Raw genomic sequence first — 20,797 nt, forward strand, 5'->3', positions numbered from 1 at the left:
CCCATCAGGCCGTCGTCGGTGAGGTTGAAGGCGAACTTCAGCATCCGCTGCGCCTGCGGGGACTTGCCCATGATCTCCGAGGCGGCCTGCAGGGCTTCCTTCTCGAGGTCGGCGTGGTCGGCGACGATGTTGACCGCGCCCATCCGGTGCATGTCCTCGGCCGTGTAGGTACGCCCGAGGTGGAAGATCTCGCGGGCGAACTTCTGCCCGACGGACTTCGCGAGGTAGGCGGAGCCGTAGCCCGCGTCGAACGAGCCGACGTCGGCGTCGGTCTGCTTGAACCGGGCGTGCTCCCGGCTCGCGATCGTCAGGTCGCAGACGACGTGCAGCGAGTGCCCGCCGCCGGCCGCCCAGCCGTTGACGACGGCGATGACGATCTTCGGCATGGTCCGGATGAGGCGCTGGACCTCGAGGATGTGCAGCCGGCCGCCCTGTGCCTTGACGCGCGCCGCGTCGATGCCGGATGAACCAGGGTCGGCGTCCGGCGAGGTTGCGTACTGGTAGCCGGAGCGGCCGCGGATCCGCTGGTCGCCGCCGGAGCAGAAGGCCCACTTGCCGTCCTTGGGCGAGGGGCCGTTGCCGGTGATGAGGACGACGCCGACGTCGGGCGTCATCCGGGCGTGGTCGAGGGCCCGGTAGAGCTCGTCGACGGTGTGCGGGCGGAAGGCGTTGAGCACTTCCGGGCGGTTGAACGCGACCCGCAACACGCCCGACTCGGGCAGCGGCCGGCCCTCGTGGGCCCGGCGCCGGTGGTAGGTGATGTCGGTGAAGTCGAAGCCCGGGACGGTGTCCCACTCGCTCGGGTCGAAGATCTCGGAGACGCTGCTCTCGGCTTGCTCGCTGCTCACGCCAGCGACCCTAGCGTTGGGGGTGGGCCGCGCGGACGGCGCGGCTAGGGTCGCCCCATGCCGATCCCGCCGTATGTCGCTCACCTCCGGACGATGGTCGGCCACGACCTGCTGTGGTTGCCCGGGTGCACGGCGGTGGTGCTCCGCGAGCGTGGTGACGGTTGCAGCGGGCCCGAGGTGCTCCTGGTCAGGCGGTCGGACAACGGTGAATGGACGCCCGTCGGTGGAATCGTCGACCCTGGGGAGGATCCTCACGTGGCCGCGGTGCGGGAGGTGCTCGAGGAGACCTGCGTCGTCGCCGAGGTGGAGCGGCTGGTGTGGGTCAGCGCCGAAGCGGAGGTCCGCTACCCGAACGGCGACCGTGCGCAGTACCTGGACCACACCTTCCGGTGCCGCTGGGTGTCCGGCGAGCCACGTCCTGGCGAGGACGAGGCGACCGAGGTCGGGTGGTTTGGGATGGACGACCTGCCGCCGATGCAGCAGCGCTTCCTCGACCGGATCGCCCGCGCGCTGGAGGGCCCGGCCGGGGTCCGGCTCGGCCGTTGACCAAGCCGTGTGCCTCCGCGGTGTCCGCTCCAGGGGATGGCGGCCACGCAAGGCGGCCCCTACGGTGCAGGTATGAGTCTCGATCGACCGCAGCACCCCGATCCGTACGAGCTCCTCCCCAAGGTCGCGTCGTTCACCGTGACGAGCGAGGACGTCACCGACGGCCAGCCGCTCAAGCCCGACCAGGTTGCCGCCGAGGGCAACACGAGCCCCCAGCTGTCCTGGTCCGGCGCGCCGGAGGGGACGAAGAGCTATGTCGTGACGATGTTCGACCCCGACGCGCCGACGCCGTCCGGCTTCTGGCACTGGGCCGTCGTCGACATCCCGGCCGACGTGACGTCCCTGCCGGCGGGCGCCGGTGCCGCGGGTGGGGGCAGCCTGCCCGGCGGTGCCTTCATGCTCCGCAACGACGGGGGCGAGGCTGCCTTCATGGGCGCGGCGCCGCCGGAGGGTGACCAGGTCCACCGCTACTACGTCGTCGTCCACGCCGTCACCGAGGACAAGCTCGGCATCGACGAGAACGCCTCGAACGCGGTCATGAGCTTCAACCTCGCGTTCAAGACCCGAGGCCGCGCGATCGTCGTCGGCACCTACCAGCACTGACGCATCCGGCCCGGCCGGGCCGCCCGACCGCGGGTGGCCGGGCCGTCGTGCGCTCCTGCCCCGAAGCGGGGCGGCGAGGGCCGGGGAGCCGGTGGGCGGCATACCTGACATCTGTCACCGTGAGGTCCTGACATCCGCACGTGGATCGGGCGCGCCGGCGGACGTACGGTGAAACCAGGTCAACCGTTCGACTGGAGGTCCCGATGTTCACCCCACGCCACGCCATCGTCGCCGGAGTCGTGCTCGTCGCGCTGGCCGCCGCACTGGCCAGTGGCGGGCACGGCTTCTGGATCATCTTCCCCCTCTTCTGGGTCCTCGGCGGGCCCGGCCGCTGGGCTCGATGCCAGCGCCGCCAAGAGGGCCGGCGCGAGGACATCACGGCCCCCGACCCGACCCGGGACCGGCACGAGGCGTTCCCCGGCTCGCACTGACCGGCGACCGCGGGCGGCGTCGGTCATGATGGCTCAGTGACCGACCTGCCCACCGCGGACCAGCTGCTTGCCACGGCGCACGTGGTGTCGATCCCGATGCGCGTTCGCTTCCGGGGGATCGAGACGCGCGAGGCGCTCCTGTTCGAGGGGCCGCAGGGCTGGGGCGAGTTCGCCCCGTTCGTCGAGTACGACGACGTGGAGTCGGCACGCTGGCTCGCGGCCGGGATCGACTGGGCATATGCCGCGCAGCCGCCCCCAGCGCGTGACGTCGTCCCCGTCAACGCCACCGTCCCCGCGGTCGGGCCGGAGCGCGTGCCGGAGGTGCTGGCGAGGTTCGACGGGTGCACCACGGCCAAGGTCAAGGTCGCCGAATCAGGTCAGACCGTCGCCGACGACGTCGACCGGGTCGCCGCCGTACGCGACATGATGGGCCCGACGGGTCGGATCCGGGTCGACGCCAACGGCGGGTGGGACGTCGACACCGCCACCGCCGCGCTCGGGAAGCTCGCGCCATACGGGCTCGAGTATGCGGAACAGCCTTGTGCCACAGTCGAAGAGCTGGCCGAGCTGCGAACCGGGCTGGCGCGCAAGAGGATCGACGTGCGGATCGCCGCGGACGAGTCGATCCGCAAGGTGTCGGACCCGGTGCGGGTCGCCCGGCTCGGCGCCGCGGACGTCGTCGTGGTCAAGGTGGCGCCGCTGGGCGGGGTCCGCACGGCGCTCGAGGTGGTCGAGGCGTGCGGCTTGCCCGCAGTGGTGTCGTCGGCGCTGGACACGAGTGTCGGGATCGCCGCCGGCGTCGCGCTGGCCGCGGCCCTCCCGTCGCTGGAGTTCGCCTGCGGGCTGGGCACGGTGAGCCTCTTCGTCGAGGACGTCGACGAGGACCCGCTGCGACCCCGGGGTGGGCTGCTGCCGGTGCGGCGCCCGGAGGTGAGTCGTGACCGGCTCGTGGCGCTCGCTGCGCCGGGGGAGCGGGTCGACTGGTGGCGGCACCGGGTGGTTCGCACCCTTCGGGTGCTCGAGGCAGGGCGCTCGTGATCCAGGCCTGCCTCAACGGGAGCCGGCGGCCCGGTTCGCACCCGCGGCTGCCGTTGGCGCCGGCCGACCTGGGGGCAGCCGCCCTCGCGGCGGCCGCGGCCGGGGCGGCCATGGTGCACGTCCACCCCCGCGACGAGCGGGGCCTCGAGACGCTCGACGCCCATGCGGTGTCGGCTGCGGTCGGCGCGATCCGGGAGCAGGCGCCGGGGCTCCGGGTGTCCGTGACGACGCGGGACGGGATCGCGGAGACCGCCCGGGAGAAGCTCGCTCTCATCCACTCGTGGCCGAGCCCGGAGCTCGGCGGCCCGGACTGCGCGAGCGTGAACTGGCACGAGGACGGGGCGTCGGAGGTCGCCCGGGTGCTCGTCACGAAGGGGATCCGGGTCGAGGCCGGCATCTGGACCCCTCAGGCGGCGACCGGCTTCGTCGCCACGCACTGGCCCTGGCAGGTCGAGCGGATCCTCGTCGAAGCGCTGCCCGGCATCAGCCGCGGCTCGAACGGCACGTGGGCCGTCGAGCGGATCCTCGCGGCGCTCGGGATGCTGCCGGCGCAGGTGCTCGTCCACGGCGAGGAGGCCTGGACCTGGCCGGTGCTGCGGTGGGCCCGGACGGCCGGCTACGCCACCCGGATCGGGCTGGAGGACACGCTCGTGCTGCCCGACGGGCACGAGGCCCGCGACAACGCCGAGCTCGTCGAGGCGGCCCGGCACGAGGCCGGCGGCGAGGCGACGTGGCCCCTGCGCCACCCGATCTGAGCCACCCGGTCGCCCGCGCACGGCGGAAGGTGCTGGAGTGACGGAGTGCTCACTCGTCCTGTTGGTCGAGTGAGCAGCTCGTCCCATCGGTCACAGGGGCAGCGAGGTGGCGAGGCCGCGCAGGTACGCCGCCTCGGTACGCCGGTCGTTGCGGGGCACCGGCACCTCGAGGACCCGGATCCCGGTCTGGGGCTCGGCCAGTGCCTCGGCGAGCCGCTCGAGGTCCGTGATCCGCTCGTATGCCGTGTGCCGGGCGCGGCAGAGCACCTCGACGTCCGTGCCGTGCGGGGTCGCGAAGACCCGCTCGAAGGCCGCGGCATACTGCCGGTCGCCCTGCTCGAGGGTGGCGAAGATCGAGCCGCCGTCATCGCTGACGACGACGATCGTCAGGGCGGGGCGACGGTCGCCGCGGGAGATCAGCAGGCCGTTCGTGTCGTGGATGAAGGTGAGGTCGCCCATGATCGCGAGCGACCGCCTCGCCTGGGGCCGGCCGAGGGCGACACCCAGGGCGGTCGAGGTCATCCCGTCGATCCCGGCCAGCCCCCGGTTGCCGACGACGAAGCGGTGCTCGCCGGGCGGCCACGGGTCGGCCATGAGGTCGAGGTCCCGCACCGGGTTCGAGGAGCCGACGACGAGCGTCGTGTGCGGGCCCACGGCCTGCGCCACCACCCGAGCGGTGGTCAGGCCGGACGGGCGGCCCCAGTCCTGCTGCTCGTCGATGCGCGCCGCGAGCCTCTGGTCGGCCTCGCGCCACCGCTCGAACCACTCCGGCGGGTCTGCCGAGGCGACCGTAGGGACCACGTCGACGTGCCGGGACACCCGTCCCGGGTCGGTGGCGACGCCGGCGGTGCCTCGCACTGCGATGATCTCGAGCGCCGGGTCGCTGATCAGTCCGGTCACCGGGCGGGACAGGGTCGGGTGCCCGACCACGACGACGCGCTCGATCTCGTCTCGCAGCTCCGTGGCGAGGAGCAGCCGGTAGGTGCGCAGGGCCTGGCTGCCCGTCCGCGCCCCGGACGTCGGCTCGGCGAGGAGCGGCCAGTTGCCGGCCTCGGCGAGGAGCCGGGCGGCGGGTCCGGCGTCGTCACCGGCGACGACGACAGTGCGGGGACCGTTGGTCAGGACCTCGGCGTCCGGCGCGGGATATCCCAGCCGCGCCATCCGCCCAGCCGGAGACGCCTCGAACACGGTGCCGGTGGGCGAGCCGGAGGGTCCACCGCCGGTTCGGACCCCGAACGGTGCGTTCGCGGCGAAGGTGGGACGGGTCCACCACGTGTCGGGCTCGGCGCTCGAGGGCAGCAGGTCGCCGTCGAACTGGAGGTTGAGCTGGGTCGGGCCGGCGGCGCGCACGGCGTCGGCCACCGATGCCGCGATCTCGTCGTCGCTCGCGTCCTCGTGCAGGTCGTGGCACGGCGCGAACACCCCGAAGATCCCGGCCTGCCGGGTCGTCTGGTTCGCGCCGGTGTCCCGCAGCCGCTCCGGCCGGTCGGCGCTGAGCACGATGATCCGCCGCCCGGAGTGGTGCGCCTCCATGACGGCGGGCAGCAGGTTGCCGACCGCCGTGCCAGAGGTCGTCACGACCGCCACGGGAGCACCCGACCCGAGCGCGAGGCCCAGCGCGAGGAACCCGGCCGACCTTTCGTCGACGCGGACGTGCAGGTGCACGTCCCCGGCCCGCTCAGCGGCATACAGGGCCATGGCGAGCGGGGCGGAGCGGGAGCCGGGGGACAGGACGACGTCGCGGACACCGGCGAGCCACAGGTCGCCGAGCACGGCCCGGGCGAGCCGGGTCGCGGTCGGGCGGGCGCTCACGTCAGCCGCCCGTCAGGGCGTCGCGCATGGGGACGAGCTTGGCGACCGACTCGGCGACCTCGGACTCGGGGTCGGAGCCCGCGACGATCCCGCAGCCCGCATAGATGCGGATCTGCCGAGAGTCCGCGGGGTCGATCGCACCGCACCGCAGCGCAATTCCCCAGGCGCCGTCGCCGTCGGCGTCCATCCAGCCGACCGGCCCGGCGTAGCGACCGCGGTCCATCCGCTCGAGCTGGCCGATGATCCGGACCGCGTCGGGGGTCGGGGTGCCGCCGACCGCCGCCGACGGGTGAAGGGCCGCGGCGAGCGCGAGCGAAGTGGCACCGTTCGCGGCGACGGCCGCGACATCGGTCGCCAGGTGCATGACGTTCGGCAGGTGCAGGACGAAGGGCGACTCGGGCACGTTCATCGACGAGCAGTGCGGCGCGAGGGCGTCGGCGACCGAACGGACGGCGTACTCGTGCTCCTCGAGGTCCTTCGACGAGCGGGCGAGGGACGCCGCGAGCGCAAGGTCCTTCGCGTCGTCACCGGTGCGGCGGATCGTGCCGGCGAGGACGCGGCTCGTCACGAGGCCCTGGTCGCGCCGGACGAGCAGCTCCGGCGTCGCCCCGACGAGACCGCCGACCGCGAACACCCACGTGTTCTCGTAGTCCTCGGCGAGGCGCCGGAGCAGCCAGCGAGGGGCGATCGGGTCGGTGGAGGTGACGACGAGGTCGCGGGCGAGCACGACCTTGTCCACCTCGCCGGCGTTGATCCGCTCGACCGCGGCCGCCACGGCGCCGGCGTAGGCGGTGGGGGAGAGCGCGCCGTCGGCGAAGGCCACGCCGCTCGGGGCGGCGGGCGCCGCTGCCGGCCGCGGTGTCGTGATGGGGGTGAGCTCCGCTCGCGTCGTGATCGTGGTGACGAAGGTCCGGGCGCCGCGGCGCCCGACGATCACCTCGGGGACGACGAGGCGCGCCGGCTCCGCCGAGTCGTCCGCGAACGGGAAGGACCCGAAGCAGACGAGGCCGGTGCCGCTCAGCCCGACCTCGTCGCGCACGACGGCGCGGGCGGCCAGGGCTGACCACCACTCCTGCGCGTCCGCGAACCGGGACGGGCCGCGGGTCTCGTGCGAGACGGCCGAGCCCCAGCCCACCAGGCCCTCGCCCTGGCGCACCCACGAGGCGCACTCGTCGACCGGTCCCTCCGGCAGCAGGTGCAGCAGCGGGTCGTCGGTGTCGACCGCGACGGTCCGCACGACGAGCGTCGGCACGGCCGCAGGGACGGAGAGGGTGGACATCGACGCAAACTCTACGGGCCCTGGGTCGGTGCCACGCGCGGGGCGAAGCACTGGCTCGACGAGCGGGCCGGTCGGCGCGGGGTGGAAGGATGAGCGCATGACTCGCGCCCAGCTCGACAAGAAGGCGGTCGACGTCGCGTCGATGTTCGACACCGTCGCCGAGAAGTACGACCTCACCAATGACGTGCTCTCCCTCGGTCAGGACCGGATCTGGCGCCGCGCCGTGGTCCGGGCCGTCGCCGCGCAGCCGGGCGAGCGGATCCTCGACATCGCGGCCGGCACCGGCACGTCGAGCGAGCCGTGGGCGAACCAGGAGATCGAGGTCGTCCCGGCCGACTTCTCCCTCGGGATGCTCCGGGTCGGCAACCGGCGCCGCCCCGACATGGCCTTCACCGCCGCCGACGCACTCGCCCTGCCGTTCGCCGATGCGAGCTTCGACGTGGTGACGATGAGCTTTGGCCTGCGCAACGTCAACGACACCGAGGCCGCACTGCGTGAGTTCCTCCGGGTCACCAAGCCGGGCGGCCGGCTCGTCGTCTGCGAGTTCAGCCAGCCGGTCAACAAGGCGTTCAGGACCGTCTACACCGAGTACCTCATGCGGGCGCTGCCGAAGATCGCGCGCCGCACGGCGTCCAACCCGGAGTCGTACGTCTACCTGGCCGAGTCGATCCGCGCCTGGCCGGACCAGGCCGGGCTCGCCGAGATCGTCAGGCGCGCGGGCTGGTCGACGGTCGGCTGGCAGAACCTCACCGGCGGGATCGTCACGCTGCACACCGCCGTCAAGCCCGCCTGATCGCCCCGTCTCCCGCTCACCCCCGGAGGCCGCGAAGGGCGCCGATTCGCCGGAGCCGAGCGGCCCGTGAGAGGTTAGGGACACCCGACCTGACGCGGCGAGACGCACGGAGTAGGCTCGCTCGTTAGTTCGTGAAGGACTTCACAAAGTCACCCCAAGTGCAGGAGCCACAAGCATGAGCGTGTCGGGCGCGGCCTCGACCACGGCCGACGTCATCGTCGTCGGCGCGGGACCAGCGGGCTCGGCGACAGCGGCATACCTCGGGATGGCGGGCCTCGACGTCCTCCTCCTCGAGAAGACGCACTTCCCCCGCGAGAAGGTGTGCGGCGACGGCCTGACCCCGCGCGCCGTGCGCGAGCTCATCACCCTCGGTATCCCGACGCCGGAGGACGACGGCTGGATCCGCAACAAGGGCCTGCGCATCATCGGTGCCGGCATGCGGCTGCAGCTCGACTGGCCGGAGAACAGCGCGTTCCCGCCCTACGGCCTCGTCCGGACCCGGATGGACTTCGACGAGGTCCTGGCCCAGCACGCCGTCAAGAACGGCGCGCGGCTCATGGAGGGCGTCAACGTCACCGGACCGGTCAACGACGCGGCCGGCCGGATCGTCGGCGTCACGGCCAAGTCCGTCGACGAGCGCGGCCGCCCGACCGGGCAGACCCACGAGTTCCGTGCACCCCTCGTCATCGCCGCTGACGGCAACAGCTCGCGGCTCTCGCTCGCGATGGGCCGTGAGAAGCGCGACGACCGCCCGATGGGCGTCGCCGTGCGGACCTACTACACGAGCCCGCGGAGCAACGACGACTACCTCGAGTCCTGGCTCGAGCTGTGGGCCAAGGACCCGTCCGGCAAGGACGTGCTGCTGCCCGGCTACGGTTGGATCTTCGGGGTCGGCGACGGCACCTCGAACGTCGGCCTCGGCATCCTCAACACCTCCAAGGCCTTCGGCAACGTCGACTACAAGGACGTGATGCGCCGCTGGGTCGAGACGATGCCCGGTGACTGGACCATGAACGACGAGACGATGACGCAGCCGATCCGCGGCGCGGCGCTGCCGATGGGGTTCAACCGGCAGCCGCACTACGCCGACGGGCTGCTCCTGGTCGGCGACTCGGGCGGCATGGTCAACCCGTTCAACGGCGAGGGCATCGCCTACGCGATGGAGTCCGGCCGCGTCGCCGCCGAGATCGTCGCACAGGCCTTCGCGCGGACGTCCGACGCCGGGCGCGAGCGGGTCCTGCAGTCCTATAACGGGCGGATGAAGCAGGAGCTCGGCGGCTACTACACGCTCGGCCGGCACTTCGCCGCGCTCATCGGCAAGCCCGAGGTCATGCGGCTCGCGACCAAGTACGGGCTGCCCCGCACCACCCTCATGAAGTTCCTGCTGAAGATCATGGCCAACCTCGCAGAGCCGGCTGGCAAGGGAGCCGGTGACCGGGTCATCAACACCCTGTCGCGGCTCGCTCCCGACGCATGACCGGAGCGCTTGTGACGCTGAGCACGTACTCGGAGCCCGCCCCTAGGATGGGGGCGCCGCGCCTGCTGCCCCAAGACCGAAAGGGAAGTGACGAAGGATGAACGCCCCCTACGTCCCCGTGTTGTTCATGCTGGCACTGGGGTTCGGCTTCGCCGCGCTGTCGGTGTTCACCTCGCTCGTCGTCGGCCCGAAGCGGTACAACCGCGCCAAGCTCGAGGCCTACGAGTGCGGCATCCAGCCGACGCCGCAGGCCGCCGGTGGCGGGCGCGTGCCGATCAAGTACTACCTGACCGCGATGCTCTTCATCGTCTTCGACATCGAGTCGGTCTTCCTCTATCCGTTCGCGGTCGCGTTCAACAAGCTGGGCCTCTTCGCCCTCGTCGAGATGGTCCTGTTCATCCTCACCGTGTTCGTCGCCTACGCCTACGTCTGGCGCCGCGGCGGCCTGGACTGGGACTGAAGGAGAATCCATGGGTCTCGAAGAGAAACTGCCGGCAGGCTTCCTGCTCTCGACCGTCGAGGCGGCGGCCGGCTGGGTCCGCAAGGCCTCGATGTGGCCGGCGACGTTCGGGCTCGCCTGCTGCGCCATCGAGATGATGGCCGTCGGCACGCCTGACTACGACATCGCCCGCTTCGGCATGGAGCGCTTCTCGGCGACCCCGCGCCAGGCCGACCTCATGATCGTCGCCGGCCGGGTGAGCCAGAAGATGGCGCCCGTGCTGCGCCAGGTCTACGACCAGATGCCCGAGCCGAAGTGGGTCATCTCGATGGGCGTCTGCGCGAGCTCCGGCGGGATGTTCAACAACTACGCGATCGTCCAGGGCGTCGACCACATCGTGCCGGTCGACATCTACCTGCCCGGCTGCCCGCCCCGTCCGCAGATGCTGCTCAACGCGATCATCGAGCTGCACAAGCAGATCCAGAGCACGCCGCTCGGTGTGAACCGTGAGGCCGCGGCCCGCGCCGCCGAGGAGGCCGCACTCCGGGAGACGCCGACGCACCAGATGAAGGGGTTGCTCGCATGACGACGCCGTGTGAGGAAACGAGGAACGAGGCCCGGAGGACGGCACGAGTCGTGCCCGGAGGTGCAGCATGAGTGACGACAAGACTCCCGCGACGCCTCCGGTGTCGTCGGAGCGCGCGCAGGACGCGGCCGGCTCGGGCCTGACGGCCGGAGCCATCGACTCGATCGACCGCGCCGTGTCCGGCGAGGCGGGCGAGCCTGAGGTCATCGGCATGCGGCACGGCATGTGGGGTCCCTCGCTCGGCAGCGACACCTCGGGGTACGGCGGCCTGCAGAAGCCGATCCTCTTCCCCGGTGCAGCCCCCCGCCCGTACGGCTCCTACTACGACGAGGTCGCCGACAACCTCGAGCGCGCGCTCGTCGGTGGCAGCGCCTCCTTCAACGAGGCCATCGAGAAGGTCGTCGTCGACCGCGACGAGATGACGCTGCACGTGCGTCGCGAGCACCTGCTCGCCGTCGCCAGGACGCTCCGCGACGACCCCGCGCTGCGCTTCGAGTTCTGCACCGGGGTCTCCGGGGTCCACTACCTCTCGACACCGGGCGAGGAGCTCCACGCCGTCTACCACCTCGTCTCGATCACGCACGGCACGAGGCGGATCCGCGTCGAGGTCAGCTGCCCCGACTCCGACCCGCACATCCCCTCGATCGTCTCCGTCTACCCGGGCAACGACTGGCACGAGCGCGAGACGTGGGACATGTTCGGGATCATCTTCGACGGGCACCCGTCGCTGACCCGCATCCTCATGCCCGACGACTGGCCGGGCCACCCCCAGCGCAAGGACTACCCCCTCGGCGGCATCCCCGTCGAGTACAAGGGTGCGACGATCCCGGCGCCGGACCAGCGGAGGTCGTACAACTGATGAGCACGCACACCGAGTCCACGGATCCCTACGCGACCGGCGTCGCGGACGAGGAGGCCGCAGCAGGCGCCCACGTCTTCAACGTCGAGGGCGGCGACTGGGACGACCTCGTCGACGAGGCGACCTCCCTCAACGAGGAGCGCATCGTCGTCAACATGGGCCCCCAGCACCCGTCGACGCACGGCGTGCTCCGGCTCATCCTCGAGCTCGACGGTGAGACGGTGACCGAGGCCCGCGCCGGCATCGGCTACCTCCACACCGGCAGCGAGAAGAACATGGAGTTCCGCACCTGGACGCAGGGCGTGACGTTCTGCACCCGGATGGACTACCTGACGCCGCTCTTCCAGGAGGCGGCCTACTGCCTCGCCATCGAGAAGCTGCTCGGCATCACCGACGACATCCCCGAGCGCGCCAGCGTCATCCGCGTCCTCATGATGGAGATGACCCGGATCAGCTCGCACCTCGTCGCGCTCGGCACCGGTGGTATGGAGATGGGCGCCACCACGGTCATGACGATCGGCTTCCGGGAGCGAGAGCGGATCCTCGGCATCATCGAGATGATCACCGGCCTCCGGATGAACAACGCCTACATCCGCCCCGGCGGTGTCGCCGTCGACCTGCCGCCCGGCACGATCGACGCGATCCGCGACATGATCCCCAAGGTCCGCAAGGGCCTCGGCGAGCTCGAGGCGCTCCTCAACGAGAACCCGATCGTCAAGGGCCGCATGGTCGACGTCGGCGTCCTCGACCTCGCCGGCTGCATGGCGCTCGGCGTCACCGGCCCCGTGCTGCGCTCGACCGGCCTGCCGCACGACCTGCGCAAGTCCGAGCCGTACTGCGGCTACGAGACCTACGACTTCGACGTCATCACCCGCACGAGCGCGGACGCCTACGGACGGCTCCGGATCCGGATCGACGAGATGTACGAGTCGCTCAAGATCATCGCCCAGTGCGCGGACCGGCTGCAGGACAACCCCGGCCCGGTCATGGTGGCCGACAAGAAGATCGGCTGGCCGGCCCAGCTGGCGCTCGGCCCGGACGGTCTCGGCAACAGCCTCGACCACATCCGCGAGATCATGGGCGAGTCGATGGAGTCGCTCATCCACCACTTCAAGCTCGTCACCGAGGGCTTCCGGGTCCCGCCGGGCCAGGTCTACCAGGCCGTCGAGTCCGCCAAGGGTGAGCTGGGCTGCCACCTCGTCTCCGAGGGCGGCACCCGTCCCTACCGGGCCCACTTCCGCGACCCGAGCTTCAACAACCTGCAGGCGGTTGCGGCGATGTGCGAGGGCGGCATGGTCGCCGACGTCATCGTCGCCGTCGCCTCGATCGATCCCGTCATGGGAGGAGTGGACCGTTGAGCGCAACAGGGAGTGAGGACCGCGGCGAGCGCCAGCGAGGGATGACCGGAGCGACCGTCGTTGCGCGAGGAGAAGGTATGAGCGAGCACACGCGCACCTCCGAGGAGATCTGGTCCCTGCACGACACGCACGAGGCGGGCTACCTGCACGTCAGTGCGGAGAGCAAGGAGCCGTATGCCGCTGACGTCCTCGAGCGGCTCCGCGCGGACGCGGAGGTGGTGATCGCCCGCTATCCGCAGAAGCGCTCGGCGCTCCTGCCGCTGCTGCACCTCGTGCAGTCCGTCGACGGCTACGTCACCGGCCGGGGCATCGACCTCTGCGCCGAGCTGCTCGACCTCACGACCGCCGAGGTGAGCGGTGTCGCCACCTTCTACACCCAGTACAAGCGCCACCCCAACGGCGACTACACGGTGGGCGTCTGCACCAACACGCTCTGCGCCATCATGGGCGGCGACCGGATCTTCGACACCCTCTCCGAGCACCTCGGGGTCGGGCACGACGAGACGACGCCGGACGGCAAGATCACGCTCGAGCGTGTCGAGTGCAACGCCGCGTGCGACTACGCGCCGGTCGTCATGACGAACTGGGAGTTCTTCGACAACCAGACGCCCGAGAGCGCCACGGCGCTCGTCGACGACCTGCGCGCGGGCAAGGACGTCGTGCCGACCCGTGGCGCCGCCAAGGTCTGCACCTTCAAGGAGGTCTCGCGCGTCCTCGCCGGCTTCAACGACGGGCGTGCGCACGAGGGCGTCGCTGCCGGACCGGCCTCGCTCCTCGGTCTCGAGATCGCGCGGCAGCAGGGCTGGCGCGCCCCCGGCGACGACGCATCCGGCACGGGCACGACGGCCGGGCCGGCGGTCCCGGCCCAGCAGACGTCGATCGACAGCCCGAGCAAGACGACGCCCACCGACGCGGCGCCGACTCAGCCCGCCACGCCCGACACCCTGCCCGGGTTCGAGGGGAAGGACGAGTCCAAGTGACCGACACGCTGACCCCGATCCTCACGCGCCTCTGGGACGTGCCCGAGTCGTGGAAGCTCTCGACCTACGAGCAGCACGACGGCTACCAGGCCCTCCGCCAGGCCCTCACCATGCCCCCGGAGGCCGTCCTCGGGGCGGTCAAGGACTCGAGCATCCGCGGCCGTGGTGGCGCCGGCTTCCCGACCGGCCTCAAGTGGTCCTTCATGGCACCGCCCGACGGCGGTCCGCGCTACCTGGTCGTCAACGCCGACGAGTCTGAGCCGGGCACGTGCAAGGACGTCCCGCTCATGATGGCCGACCCGCACGTCCTCATCGAGGGCGTCGCGATCTCGTCCTACGCCATCGGGTGCGAGAAGGCCTTCATCTACCTCCGCGGCGAGGTCGTCCACGTCTACCGCCGGCTCCTCCAGGCCGTGGAGGAGGCCCGCGCGGCCGGCTATCTCGGCGAGAACGTGCTCGGCAGCGGCGCAACGCTCGACATCGTCGTGCACGCCGGCGCCGGCGCCTACATCTGTGGCGAGGAGACCGCGCTGCTCGACTCCCTCGAGGGCCGTCGAGGCCAGCCGCGTCTCAAGCCGCCGTTCCCCGGCGCCGCGGGTCTCTACGCCCGGCCGACCTCGGTCAACAACGTCGAGTCGATCGCCTCGGTGCCCGGCATCATCCGCAACGGCGCCGACTGGTTCAAGAGCATGGGCACCGAGAAGTCGACCGGCTTCGGCATCTTCAGCCTGTCCGGCCACGTCACCAACCCCGGCCAGTTCGAGGCACCGCTCGGCATCACGATGCGTGAGCTGCTCGACCTCGCCGGTGGCATCCGCGAGGGGCACCGGCTGAAGTTCTGGACCCCTGGTGGCTCGTCGACGCCGATCTTCACCGAGGAGCACCTCGACGTGCCGCTCGACTTCGACTCGGTCGCCGCCGCCGGCTCGATGCTCGGCACCCGGGCGCTGCAGGTCTTCGACGAGACCGTATCGGTCGTGCGCGCCGCCGCGCGGTGGACGGAGTTCTACCAGCACGAGTCCTGCGGCAAGTGCACCCCCTGCCGTGAGGGCACCTACTGGATGCGCCAGATCATGACCCGCCTCGAGCAGGGCAGGGGCTCCCAGGACGACATCGACAAGCTGCTCGACATGTGCGACAACATCCTCGGCCGCTCCTTCTGCGCGCTCGGGGATGCCGCGACGAGCCCCATCACCTCGGCGATCAAGTACTTCCGGGACGAGTTCGAGGCAGGCATGCACACGCCGGCCGACGTGCTCTTCCCGCCGGAGAAGTCCGTGCTGTTCGCCGTCAGCGACACGAAGGAGTCGAGCGGGATGGTGACCGCATGACCACCACCACCTCACCGAGCGCCGGCGGCAACGCCGTCGACAAGGGCGGCAACGCGCAGCTGCCGAAGGGACCCGACGACGTCACCCTGACGATCGACGGCGTCCCGGTGAGCGTCCCGAAGGGGACGCTCATCATCCGCGCCGCCGAGGAGATCGGCATCGAGATCCCGCGGTTCTGCGACCACCCGCTGCTCGACCCGGTCGGCGCGTGCCGGCAGTGCCTGGTCGACGTCGCGATGCCGGACCGCGAGGGGACCGTGCGGCCGATGCCGAAGCCGCAGGCATCGTGCACGATGACCGTCTCGGAGGGGATGGTCGTCAACACGCAGCACACGTCCGCGGTGGCCGACAAGGCCCAGCACGGCATCATGGAGTTCCTCCTCGTCAACCACCCGCTCGACTGCCCGGTCTGCGACAAGGGTGGCGAGTGCCCCCTGCAGAACCAGGCGATGTCGAACGGCCGCGCCGTGTCCCGCTACGAGGACGTCAAGCGGACCTACCCGAAGCCGATCAACATCTCCTCGCAGGTGCTGCTCGACCGGGACCGCTGCATCCTCTGCGCCCGGTGCACCCGCTTCTCCGACCAGATCGCCGGTGACCCGTTCATCGCACTCGTCGAGCGCGGCGCACTGCAGCAGGTCGGCATCTACGAGGAGAAGCCGTTCGAGTCGTACTTCTCCGGCAACACCGTCCAGATCTGCCCGGTCGGCGCGCTCACGGGTGCGGCCTACCGCTTCCGGTCGCGTCCCTTCGACCTGGTCTCGACGCCGTCGGTCTGCGAGCACTGCGCCAGCGGCTGCGGGATCCGCACGGACCACCGCCGCGGGGTCGTGCTCCGCCGGATGGCGCTCAACACGCCCGAGGTCAACGAGGAGTGGAACTGCGACAAGGGCCGCTGGGCCTTCACCTACGCCACCCTCCCGGACCGCATCGAGTTCCCGATGGTCCGCGATGAGGCCGGCGAGCTGCGGGTCGTCGCCTGGTCCGAGGCCCTCAGGGCTGCGGCCGAGGGTCTCGCCGGCGCCCGAGCCGGGGTGCTCGTAGGCGGGCGCGTGAGCGCCGAGGACGCCTACGCCTACGGCAAGTTCGCGCGCACCGTGCTCGGCACGAACGACATCGACTTCCGGGCCCGCCCCGCGTCGGCCGAGGAGGCGGACTTCCTCGCGCAGCACGTCGTCAGCACCGGCGTGGCAGAGGGCGCTGCGAACGGGTCCGGTGTTTCTTACGCCGACCTCGAGAAGGCGAAGTCGGTCCTCCTCGTCGGGTTCGAGCCCGAGGACGAGTCGCCGATCGTCTTCCTGCGGCTGCGCAAGGCGTTCCGCACCAACAAGACCCGCGTCTTCTCGCTCGCGCCGTTCACGTCTCGAGGCCTCAGGAAGATGGGTGGCACGCTCGTGCCGACCGCACCGGGCCACGAGGCGGAGACCCTCCGCGCGCTCGGCTCGACCGAGACCGGCCGTCTCGCCGACGACGCCCTCGTCGAGGGCGGCATCATCCTCGTCGGTGAGCGCCTCGCGCAGGTCCCCGGCGCCCTCACCGCGGCTGCGGAGCTCGCCGCCGCCAAGGGTGCCCGGCTCGCGTGGATCCCGCGTCGCGCCGGTGAGCGTGGCGCCCTCGAGGCCGGCGCGATCGGCAACCTGCTGCCCGGTGGCCGCCCGGTCACCGACCCGGCCGCTCGTGCCGAGGTCGCCGCGGTCTGGGAGAGCGGCTCGCTGCCGGAGACCCCCGGCCGGGACACCGCCGGCATCATCGCGGCCGCCGCCGACGGCACCCTCGACGCGCTCGTCGTCGGCGGTGTCGACCCGATCGACCTCGGGCTTGCCGATGCCTCCGCCGCCCTCGAGCGCGCCTTCGTCGTGTCGTTCGAGCTGCGCGAGTCGCCGGTCACGGCCGTCGCCGACGTCGTCCTGCCGGTGGCGCCCCACGCACACAAGACGGGCAGCTTCGTCGACTGGGAGGGCCGGGTCCGCCCGTTCGACACCGCCCTGACGACGAACGCCGTCAGCGACTACCGGGCCCTCGACATGCTCGCGAACGAGATGGGTCACTTCCTCGAGACCCGCACCCACACGGAGATCCAGGCCCAGTTCGAGGCCCTCGGGCCGTGGACGGGTGCCCGGGCCGCAGCGGCGACCACCCCGGCCGCGCGCGCGGTGACCCCGGGCAGCGGGGAGTTCATCCTCTCCACCTGGGCCACCCTGCTCGACGCGGGCCGGATGCAGGACGGCGAGCCGTTCCTGGCCGGCACCGCCGCGCGCACCGTCGCCCGGGTCTCGCCCGGCTCGGCCACCTGGCTCGGGCTCGGCGACGGCGACACCGTCACCGTGACCGGGCCCGGCGGCGGCGTCACCCTGCCGCTCGTCGTCGTCGACGACATGGTCGACGGCGTGGTGTGGCTGCCGACCAACTCCAAGGACTGCTCCGTCCACGCCGACCTCGGCGCCCGGGCGGGCGACCACGTCACCGTCACGAAGGGTGGTGTCGCATGATCCTCAGCGCAGCGACATACGGACTGCTCGGCGCCCTGCCCGCGACGGACAACCCGTCGGCCGACTTCAGCGACACCCCCTGGTGGCTCGCGCTGATCAAGGCGCTGTTCGTCTTCGTCTACCTGCTCCTGTCGACCCTGATGGTCATCTGGTTCGAGCGGAGGGTCATCGGCCGGATGCAGCAGCGCCCCGGCCCGAACCGCAACGGCCCGTTCGGCCTCCTGCAGACGCTCGCCGACGGCGCGAAGCTGATGCTCAAGGAGGACATGACCCCGGTCAAGGCGGACAAGTTCATCTACCTGCTCGCGCCGCTCATCGCCGGCACGATGGCGTTCGTCTCGTTCGCCATCATCCCGTTCGGCGGCGAGGTGTCCATGTTCGGGCACCGCACGCCACTCCAGCTGACGGACGTGCCCGTCGCGGTCCTGCTCGTGCTCGCCGTCGCCTCGGTCGGCGTCTACGGCATCATCCTCGCCGGCTGGAGCTCCGGGTCGACCTACCCGCTGCTCGGTGGCCTGCGCTCGACCGCCCAGGTCATCTCCTACGAGATCGCGATGGGCCTCTCGCTCGTCGCCATCTTCCTGTTCAGCGGGTCGATGTCGACCTCGCAGATCGTCGCGGCGCAGAGCTCGCTCTGGTACATCCTGCCGGCGTTCTTCAGCTTCGCCGTCTACGTCATCACGATGGTCGGCGAGACGAACCGGCTGCCCTTCGACCTCGCGGAGGGCGAGGGCGAGCTGACCGGTGGCTTCCACACCGAGTACTCCTCGATGCGGTTCGCGATGTTCTTCCTCGGCGAGTACATCAACATGTTCACCGTCGCCGCGCTCGCGACCACGATGTTCCTCGGGGGCTGGCAGGCACCGCCGTTCATCTCCGCGATCAACGACGGCATGCTCAACCACGGCTGGTGGGGCATCCTCTGGTTCACCATCAAGATGTGGCTCTTCATCTGGGGCTTCGTGTGGCTGCGAGGCTCGTTGCCCCGCACCCGTTACGACCAGTTCATGCGGTTCGGCTGGAAGTTCCTCATCCCGATCACGCTCGCCTGGGTCGTCGCGGTCGCGTTCATCCGTGGCGCCCAGCTCGGGTTCCTCGGTGAGGGGACCGTCTCGGTCGGCCCGCTCGGGTTCAACACCTCGACCCTCGTCATCGTCGCGGTCGTCGCCGTCATCGCCCTCGCCGTCGCGTGGGTCTGGGACGGCCGGCGCGAGGCACGCCTCGCCGCCGAGCAGGTCACGCCGCCCGACGAGGTCGACCCGTTCGCCGGGGGCCACCCCGTTCCGCCCCAGCCCGGGCAGCGCCTGCGTGAGCCGAGTGTCGCGCTCACCGCGGGCGGCTCGAGCGGGGAGTCCGTTGTGAGCGGCGGGACCGTCACCGCCGTCAAGGAGGAGGACCATGGCTGACGACAACGTCGGCGCACCGCTGCCGCAGGACGGCAGCGCCAAGCCGCTGCCGAGCGGCTCCGACAGCGGATCCGGGAAGTCCTCGGGCTTCTGGTCCGACCTGTTCGCGCCCGTCGCGGGCTTCGGCGTCTCGTTCTCGACCATGTTCCGCAAGGTCGCGACCGAGGAGTACCCCGAGAAGCCGCGCCCGACCGCGCCGCGCTACCACGGCCGCCACCAGCTCAACCGTCATCCCGACGGCCTCGAGAAGTGCGTCGGCTGCGAGCTGTGCGCGTGGGCCTGCCCGGCCGACGCGATCCTCGTCGAGGGTGCCGACAACGACGACACCCCGGGTGGCGCCGGCCGGTTCTCGCCCGGTGAGCGCTACGGCCGCGTCTACCAGATCAACTACCTGCGGTGCATCTTCTGCGGCTACTGCATCGAGGCGTGCCCGACGCGAGCCCTGACGATGACGAACTTCTACGAGCTCGCCGACAACGACCGGGGCAAGCTCATCTTCACCAAGGACCAGCTCCTCGCGCCGCTCCAGGAGGGCATGCTCCAGCCGCCGTTCCCCATGGCCGAGGGCATGAACGAGAAGGACTACTACCGCGGTAAGGTCTCCGGGCCGACGGACGCGCAGCGCGAGTACGTCGACGCCCGTGACGCGCGCATCGACGAGGAGATGAGCCAGTGACCAGCACCGCTGAAGCCGTCGCCTTCTGGATCCTCGGGCCCCTCGCGGTCCTCGGCGCGCTCGGCCTGATCTTCGCCCGCAAGGCGGTCCACGCCGCCCTCGGGATGGCGCTGACCATGGTCACCCTCGGGGTCTTCTACCTGATCCAGAAGGCCGACTTCCTCGGGGTCATCCAGATCTTCGTCTACACCGGCGCCGTCATGATGATCTTCCTGTTCGTCATCATGCTCGTCGGCGTGGACTCGTCGGACTCGCTCATCGAGACGATCAAGGGCCAGCGCTGGTGGTCCTTCGTCTTCGTCATCGGCCTGGCCGGCCTGCTCATCTTCACGCTGGGCCAGGTCAGCTTCGACACCAAGACCGTGCAGGCCGGCATGGACCGCCTCGTCGCGAACAACAACGCGACGGGCAACGTCACCGGCATCGCGGAGACGATCTTCGGCCAGTACGTCTGGGCCTTCGAGGTCACCTCGGCGCTGCTCATCACGGCGGCGCTCGGCGCGATGGTCCTCGCCCACCGCGAGCGGATCGTCCCCAAGCGGACCCAGGCCGAATGGGCCGCCCGCCGCGTCAAGGAGAACCAGGACGTCGCCGGCCTGCCGGCGCCCGGTGTCTACGCGCGCCACAACGCCGTCGACACCCCGGCCCTGCTGCCCGACGGGCGACCGGCCGCCAAGTCCGTCTCGCGCGTCCTGGTCGCCCGTGACCAGGTCGCCCGCACCGACGGCTACCGCGACGTCGAGCGCTACATCGAGCGGGAGATCGAGGAGGGACGGCAGAAGTGAGCCCGATCCACTACATCTACCTGTCCGTGCTGCTCTTCGCCATCGGCGGGGCCACGGTGCTCGTCCGGCGCAACGCGATCATCGTGTTCATGGGCGTCGAGCTCATGCTCAACGCGACGAACCTGGCCCTCGTGACCTTCTCGCGGATCCACGGCGACCTCGACGGGCAGGTCATGGCCCTGTTCGTCATGGTCGTCGCCGCCGCGGAGGTCGTCGTCGGGCTCGCCATCATCATGGCGATCTTCCGTGCCCGCCGGTCGGCCTCGGTCGACGACGCCAACCTGCTGAAGCTGTAAGGAGCTCCCA

At 71.1% G+C, this 20,797-nt stretch carries 21 protein-coding genes; 18 read left to right on the forward strand and 3 right to left on the reverse strand.

Annotated elements, in window-relative coordinates:
- The coding region (locus ACTHJJ_RS08570) for a 1,4-dihydroxy-2-naphthoyl-CoA synthase (protein WP_440302523.1) at window positions 1–848 on the reverse strand (848 nt) is incomplete at its 3' end.
- Between the two features lie 57 nt (window positions 849–905).
- On the opposite strand from ACTHJJ_RS08570, the gene ACTHJJ_RS08575 reads away from it, so the two are divergent.
- The 5 genes from ACTHJJ_RS08575 to ACTHJJ_RS08595 all read left to right on the forward strand — a co-directional run bounded on the left by ACTHJJ_RS08575 (window position 906) and on the right by ACTHJJ_RS08595 (window position 4,221).
- The gene (locus ACTHJJ_RS08575; protein WP_440302524.1) at window positions 906–1,394 is read left to right on the forward strand and encodes an NUDIX hydrolase; all 489 of its coding nucleotides are present in this window, start codon (window positions 906–908) and stop codon (window positions 1,392–1,394) included.
- Between the two features lie 72 nt (window positions 1,395–1,466).
- Window positions 1,467–1,997, forward strand: a complete 531-nt coding sequence (locus ACTHJJ_RS08580) for a YbhB/YbcL family Raf kinase inhibitor-like protein (protein WP_440302525.1) — start codon at window positions 1,467–1,469, stop codon at window positions 1,995–1,997.
- A gap of 203 nt (window positions 1,998–2,200) precedes the next feature.
- On the forward strand, window positions 2,201–2,428 hold the full coding sequence (locus tag ACTHJJ_RS08585; RefSeq protein ID WP_440302526.1) for a hypothetical protein: 228 nt from the start codon (window positions 2,201–2,203) through the stop codon (window positions 2,426–2,428).
- 36 nt (window positions 2,429–2,464) lie between these two features.
- A complete protein-coding gene (locus ACTHJJ_RS08590; protein ID WP_440302527.1) occupies window positions 2,465–3,466 on the forward strand; it encodes an o-succinylbenzoate synthase in 1,002 nt (333 codons plus the stop codon).
- On the forward strand, window positions 3,463–4,221 hold the full coding sequence (locus ACTHJJ_RS08595) for a 3-keto-5-aminohexanoate cleavage protein (protein WP_440302528.1): 759 nt from the start codon (window positions 3,463–3,465) through the stop codon (window positions 4,219–4,221). The genes ACTHJJ_RS08590 and ACTHJJ_RS08595 overlap by 4 nt, the downstream gene beginning before the upstream one ends.
- A gap of 90 nt (window positions 4,222–4,311) precedes the next feature.
- On the opposite strand, the gene menD is transcribed toward ACTHJJ_RS08595, so the two are convergent.
- Both menD and ACTHJJ_RS08605 read right to left on the reverse strand, forming a co-directional pair.
- Window positions 4,312–6,033, reverse strand: a complete 1,722-nt coding sequence (menD, locus tag ACTHJJ_RS08600; protein ID WP_440302529.1) for a 2-succinyl-5-enolpyruvyl-6-hydroxy-3-cyclohexene-1-carboxylic-acid synthase — start codon at window positions 6,031–6,033, stop codon at window positions 4,312–4,314.
- A gap of 1 nt (window position 6,034) precedes the next feature.
- Window positions 6,035–7,312 carry an isochorismate synthase gene (locus tag ACTHJJ_RS08605; RefSeq protein WP_440302530.1) on the reverse strand — a complete coding sequence of 426 codons (1,278 nt, stop codon included), beginning with the start codon at window positions 7,310–7,312 and terminating at the stop codon, window positions 6,035–6,037.
- Window positions 7,313–7,409: 97 nt separating this feature from the next.
- Here ACTHJJ_RS08605 and ACTHJJ_RS08610 point away from each other — a divergent pair, with 97 nt between their 5' ends.
- The 13 genes from ACTHJJ_RS08610 (at window position 7,410) to nuoK (ending at window position 20,787) form a co-directional block, all read left to right on the forward strand.
- Window positions 7,410–8,105 (forward strand): demethylmenaquinone methyltransferase, encoded by a 696-nt coding sequence (locus tag ACTHJJ_RS08610; RefSeq protein WP_440302531.1) that lies wholly within the window; start codon window positions 7,410–7,412, stop codon window positions 8,103–8,105.
- A 175-nt stretch (window positions 8,106–8,280) separates the two neighbouring features.
- Window positions 8,281–9,582: a geranylgeranyl reductase family protein gene (locus ACTHJJ_RS08615; RefSeq protein ID WP_440302532.1), complete on the forward strand. Its 1,302-nt coding sequence runs from the start codon at window positions 8,281–8,283 to the stop codon at window positions 9,580–9,582.
- A gap of 97 nt (window positions 9,583–9,679) precedes the next feature.
- Window positions 9,680–10,042, forward strand: coding sequence for an NADH-quinone oxidoreductase subunit A (locus ACTHJJ_RS08620; RefSeq protein WP_440302533.1), 363 nt, complete (start codon window positions 9,680–9,682; stop codon window positions 10,040–10,042).
- A gap of 10 nt (window positions 10,043–10,052) precedes the next feature.
- Window positions 10,053–10,607 carry a NuoB/complex I 20 kDa subunit family protein gene (locus tag ACTHJJ_RS08625; RefSeq protein WP_440302534.1) on the forward strand — a complete coding sequence of 185 codons (555 nt, stop codon included), beginning with the start codon at window positions 10,053–10,055 and terminating at the stop codon, window positions 10,605–10,607.
- A gap of 67 nt (window positions 10,608–10,674) precedes the next feature.
- Window positions 10,675–11,466: an NADH-quinone oxidoreductase subunit C gene (locus tag ACTHJJ_RS08630; RefSeq protein WP_440302535.1), complete on the forward strand. Its 792-nt coding sequence runs from the start codon at window positions 10,675–10,677 to the stop codon at window positions 11,464–11,466.
- Entirely contained in the window at window positions 11,466–12,824 is a 1,359-nt protein-coding gene (locus ACTHJJ_RS08635; RefSeq protein WP_440302536.1) for an NADH-quinone oxidoreductase subunit D, read from the forward strand. The genes ACTHJJ_RS08630 and ACTHJJ_RS08635 overlap by 1 nt, the downstream gene beginning before the upstream one ends.
- A gap of 77 nt (window positions 12,825–12,901) precedes the next feature.
- Window positions 12,902–13,804 carry an NADH-quinone oxidoreductase subunit NuoE gene (gene nuoE, locus ACTHJJ_RS08640; RefSeq protein ID WP_440302537.1) on the forward strand — a complete coding sequence of 301 codons (903 nt, stop codon included), beginning with the start codon at window positions 12,902–12,904 and terminating at the stop codon, window positions 13,802–13,804.
- The gene (gene nuoF / locus ACTHJJ_RS08645; RefSeq protein ID WP_440302538.1) at window positions 13,801–15,135 is read left to right on the forward strand and encodes an NADH-quinone oxidoreductase subunit NuoF; all 1,335 of its coding nucleotides are present in this window, start codon (window positions 13,801–13,803) and stop codon (window positions 15,133–15,135) included. The genes nuoE and nuoF overlap by 4 nt, the downstream gene beginning before the upstream one ends.
- A complete protein-coding gene (locus ACTHJJ_RS08650; RefSeq protein WP_440302539.1) occupies window positions 15,132–17,624 on the forward strand; it encodes an NADH-quinone oxidoreductase subunit G in 2,493 nt (830 codons plus the stop codon). Before nuoF ends, ACTHJJ_RS08650 begins: the two co-directional genes overlap by 4 nt.
- Complete coding sequence (nuoH, locus tag ACTHJJ_RS08655) at window positions 17,621–19,030, forward strand: NADH-quinone oxidoreductase subunit NuoH (protein WP_440302540.1); 1,410 nt, start codon at window positions 17,621–17,623, stop codon at window positions 19,028–19,030. The genes ACTHJJ_RS08650 and nuoH overlap by 4 nt, the downstream gene beginning before the upstream one ends.
- Window positions 19,023–19,706, forward strand: a complete 684-nt coding sequence (gene nuoI, locus ACTHJJ_RS08660; RefSeq protein WP_440302541.1) for an NADH-quinone oxidoreductase subunit NuoI — start codon at window positions 19,023–19,025, stop codon at window positions 19,704–19,706. Before nuoH ends, nuoI begins: the two co-directional genes overlap by 8 nt.
- Window positions 19,703–20,491 (forward strand): NADH-quinone oxidoreductase subunit J, encoded by a 789-nt coding sequence (locus ACTHJJ_RS08665; RefSeq protein ID WP_440302542.1) that lies wholly within the window; start codon window positions 19,703–19,705, stop codon window positions 20,489–20,491. Before nuoI ends, ACTHJJ_RS08665 begins: the two co-directional genes overlap by 4 nt.
- Complete coding sequence (gene nuoK, locus ACTHJJ_RS08670) at window positions 20,488–20,787, forward strand: NADH-quinone oxidoreductase subunit NuoK (RefSeq protein ID WP_440302543.1); 300 nt, start codon at window positions 20,488–20,490, stop codon at window positions 20,785–20,787. Before ACTHJJ_RS08665 ends, nuoK begins: the two co-directional genes overlap by 4 nt.
- Window positions 20,788–20,797: the final 10 nt, after the last annotated feature.

Origin of the sequence: Intrasporangium sp., assembly GCF_051961875.1 — a bacterium.
In the GTDB taxonomy this organism is placed as follows: domain Bacteria; phylum Actinomycetota; class Actinomycetes; order Actinomycetales; family Dermatophilaceae; genus Intrasporangium_A.

What these genes read in the sequence shown, in the direction of transcription:
- ACTHJJ_RS08575 (WP_440302524.1), top strand. Translation starts at nt 906, where the DNA reads ATGCCGATCCCGCCGTATGTCGCTCACCTCCGGACGATGGTCGGCCAC.
- ACTHJJ_RS08580 (WP_440302525.1), top strand. Translation starts at nt 1,467, where the DNA reads ATGAGTCTCGATCGACCGCAGCACCCCGATCCGTACGAGCTCCTCCCC.
- ACTHJJ_RS08585 (WP_440302526.1), top strand. Translation starts at nt 2,201, where the DNA reads ATGTTCACCCCACGCCACGCCATCGTCGCCGGAGTCGTGCTCGTCGCG.
- ACTHJJ_RS08605 (WP_440302530.1), bottom strand. Translation starts at nt 7,312, where the DNA reads ATGTCCACCCTCTCCGTCCCTGCGGCCGTGCCGACGCTCGTCGTGCGG.
- ACTHJJ_RS08610 (WP_440302531.1), top strand. Translation starts at nt 7,410, where the DNA reads ATGACTCGCGCCCAGCTCGACAAGAAGGCGGTCGACGTCGCGTCGATG.
- ACTHJJ_RS08615 (WP_440302532.1), top strand. Translation starts at nt 8,281, where the DNA reads ATGAGCGTGTCGGGCGCGGCCTCGACCACGGCCGACGTCATCGTCGTC.
- ACTHJJ_RS08620 (WP_440302533.1), top strand. Translation starts at nt 9,680, where the DNA reads ATGAACGCCCCCTACGTCCCCGTGTTGTTCATGCTGGCACTGGGGTTC.
- ACTHJJ_RS08625 (WP_440302534.1), top strand. Translation starts at nt 10,053, where the DNA reads ATGGGTCTCGAAGAGAAACTGCCGGCAGGCTTCCTGCTCTCGACCGTC.
- ACTHJJ_RS08630 (WP_440302535.1), top strand. Translation starts at nt 10,675, where the DNA reads ATGAGTGACGACAAGACTCCCGCGACGCCTCCGGTGTCGTCGGAGCGC.
- ACTHJJ_RS08635 (WP_440302536.1), top strand. Translation starts at nt 11,466, where the DNA reads ATGAGCACGCACACCGAGTCCACGGATCCCTACGCGACCGGCGTCGCG.
- nuoE (WP_440302537.1), top strand. Translation starts at nt 12,902, where the DNA reads ATGAGCGAGCACACGCGCACCTCCGAGGAGATCTGGTCCCTGCACGAC.
- ACTHJJ_RS08650 (WP_440302539.1), top strand. Translation starts at nt 15,132, where the DNA reads ATGACCACCACCACCTCACCGAGCGCCGGCGGCAACGCCGTCGACAAG.
- nuoH (WP_440302540.1), top strand. Translation starts at nt 17,621, where the DNA reads ATGATCCTCAGCGCAGCGACATACGGACTGCTCGGCGCCCTGCCCGCG.
- nuoI (WP_440302541.1), top strand. Translation starts at nt 19,023, where the DNA reads ATGGCTGACGACAACGTCGGCGCACCGCTGCCGCAGGACGGCAGCGCC.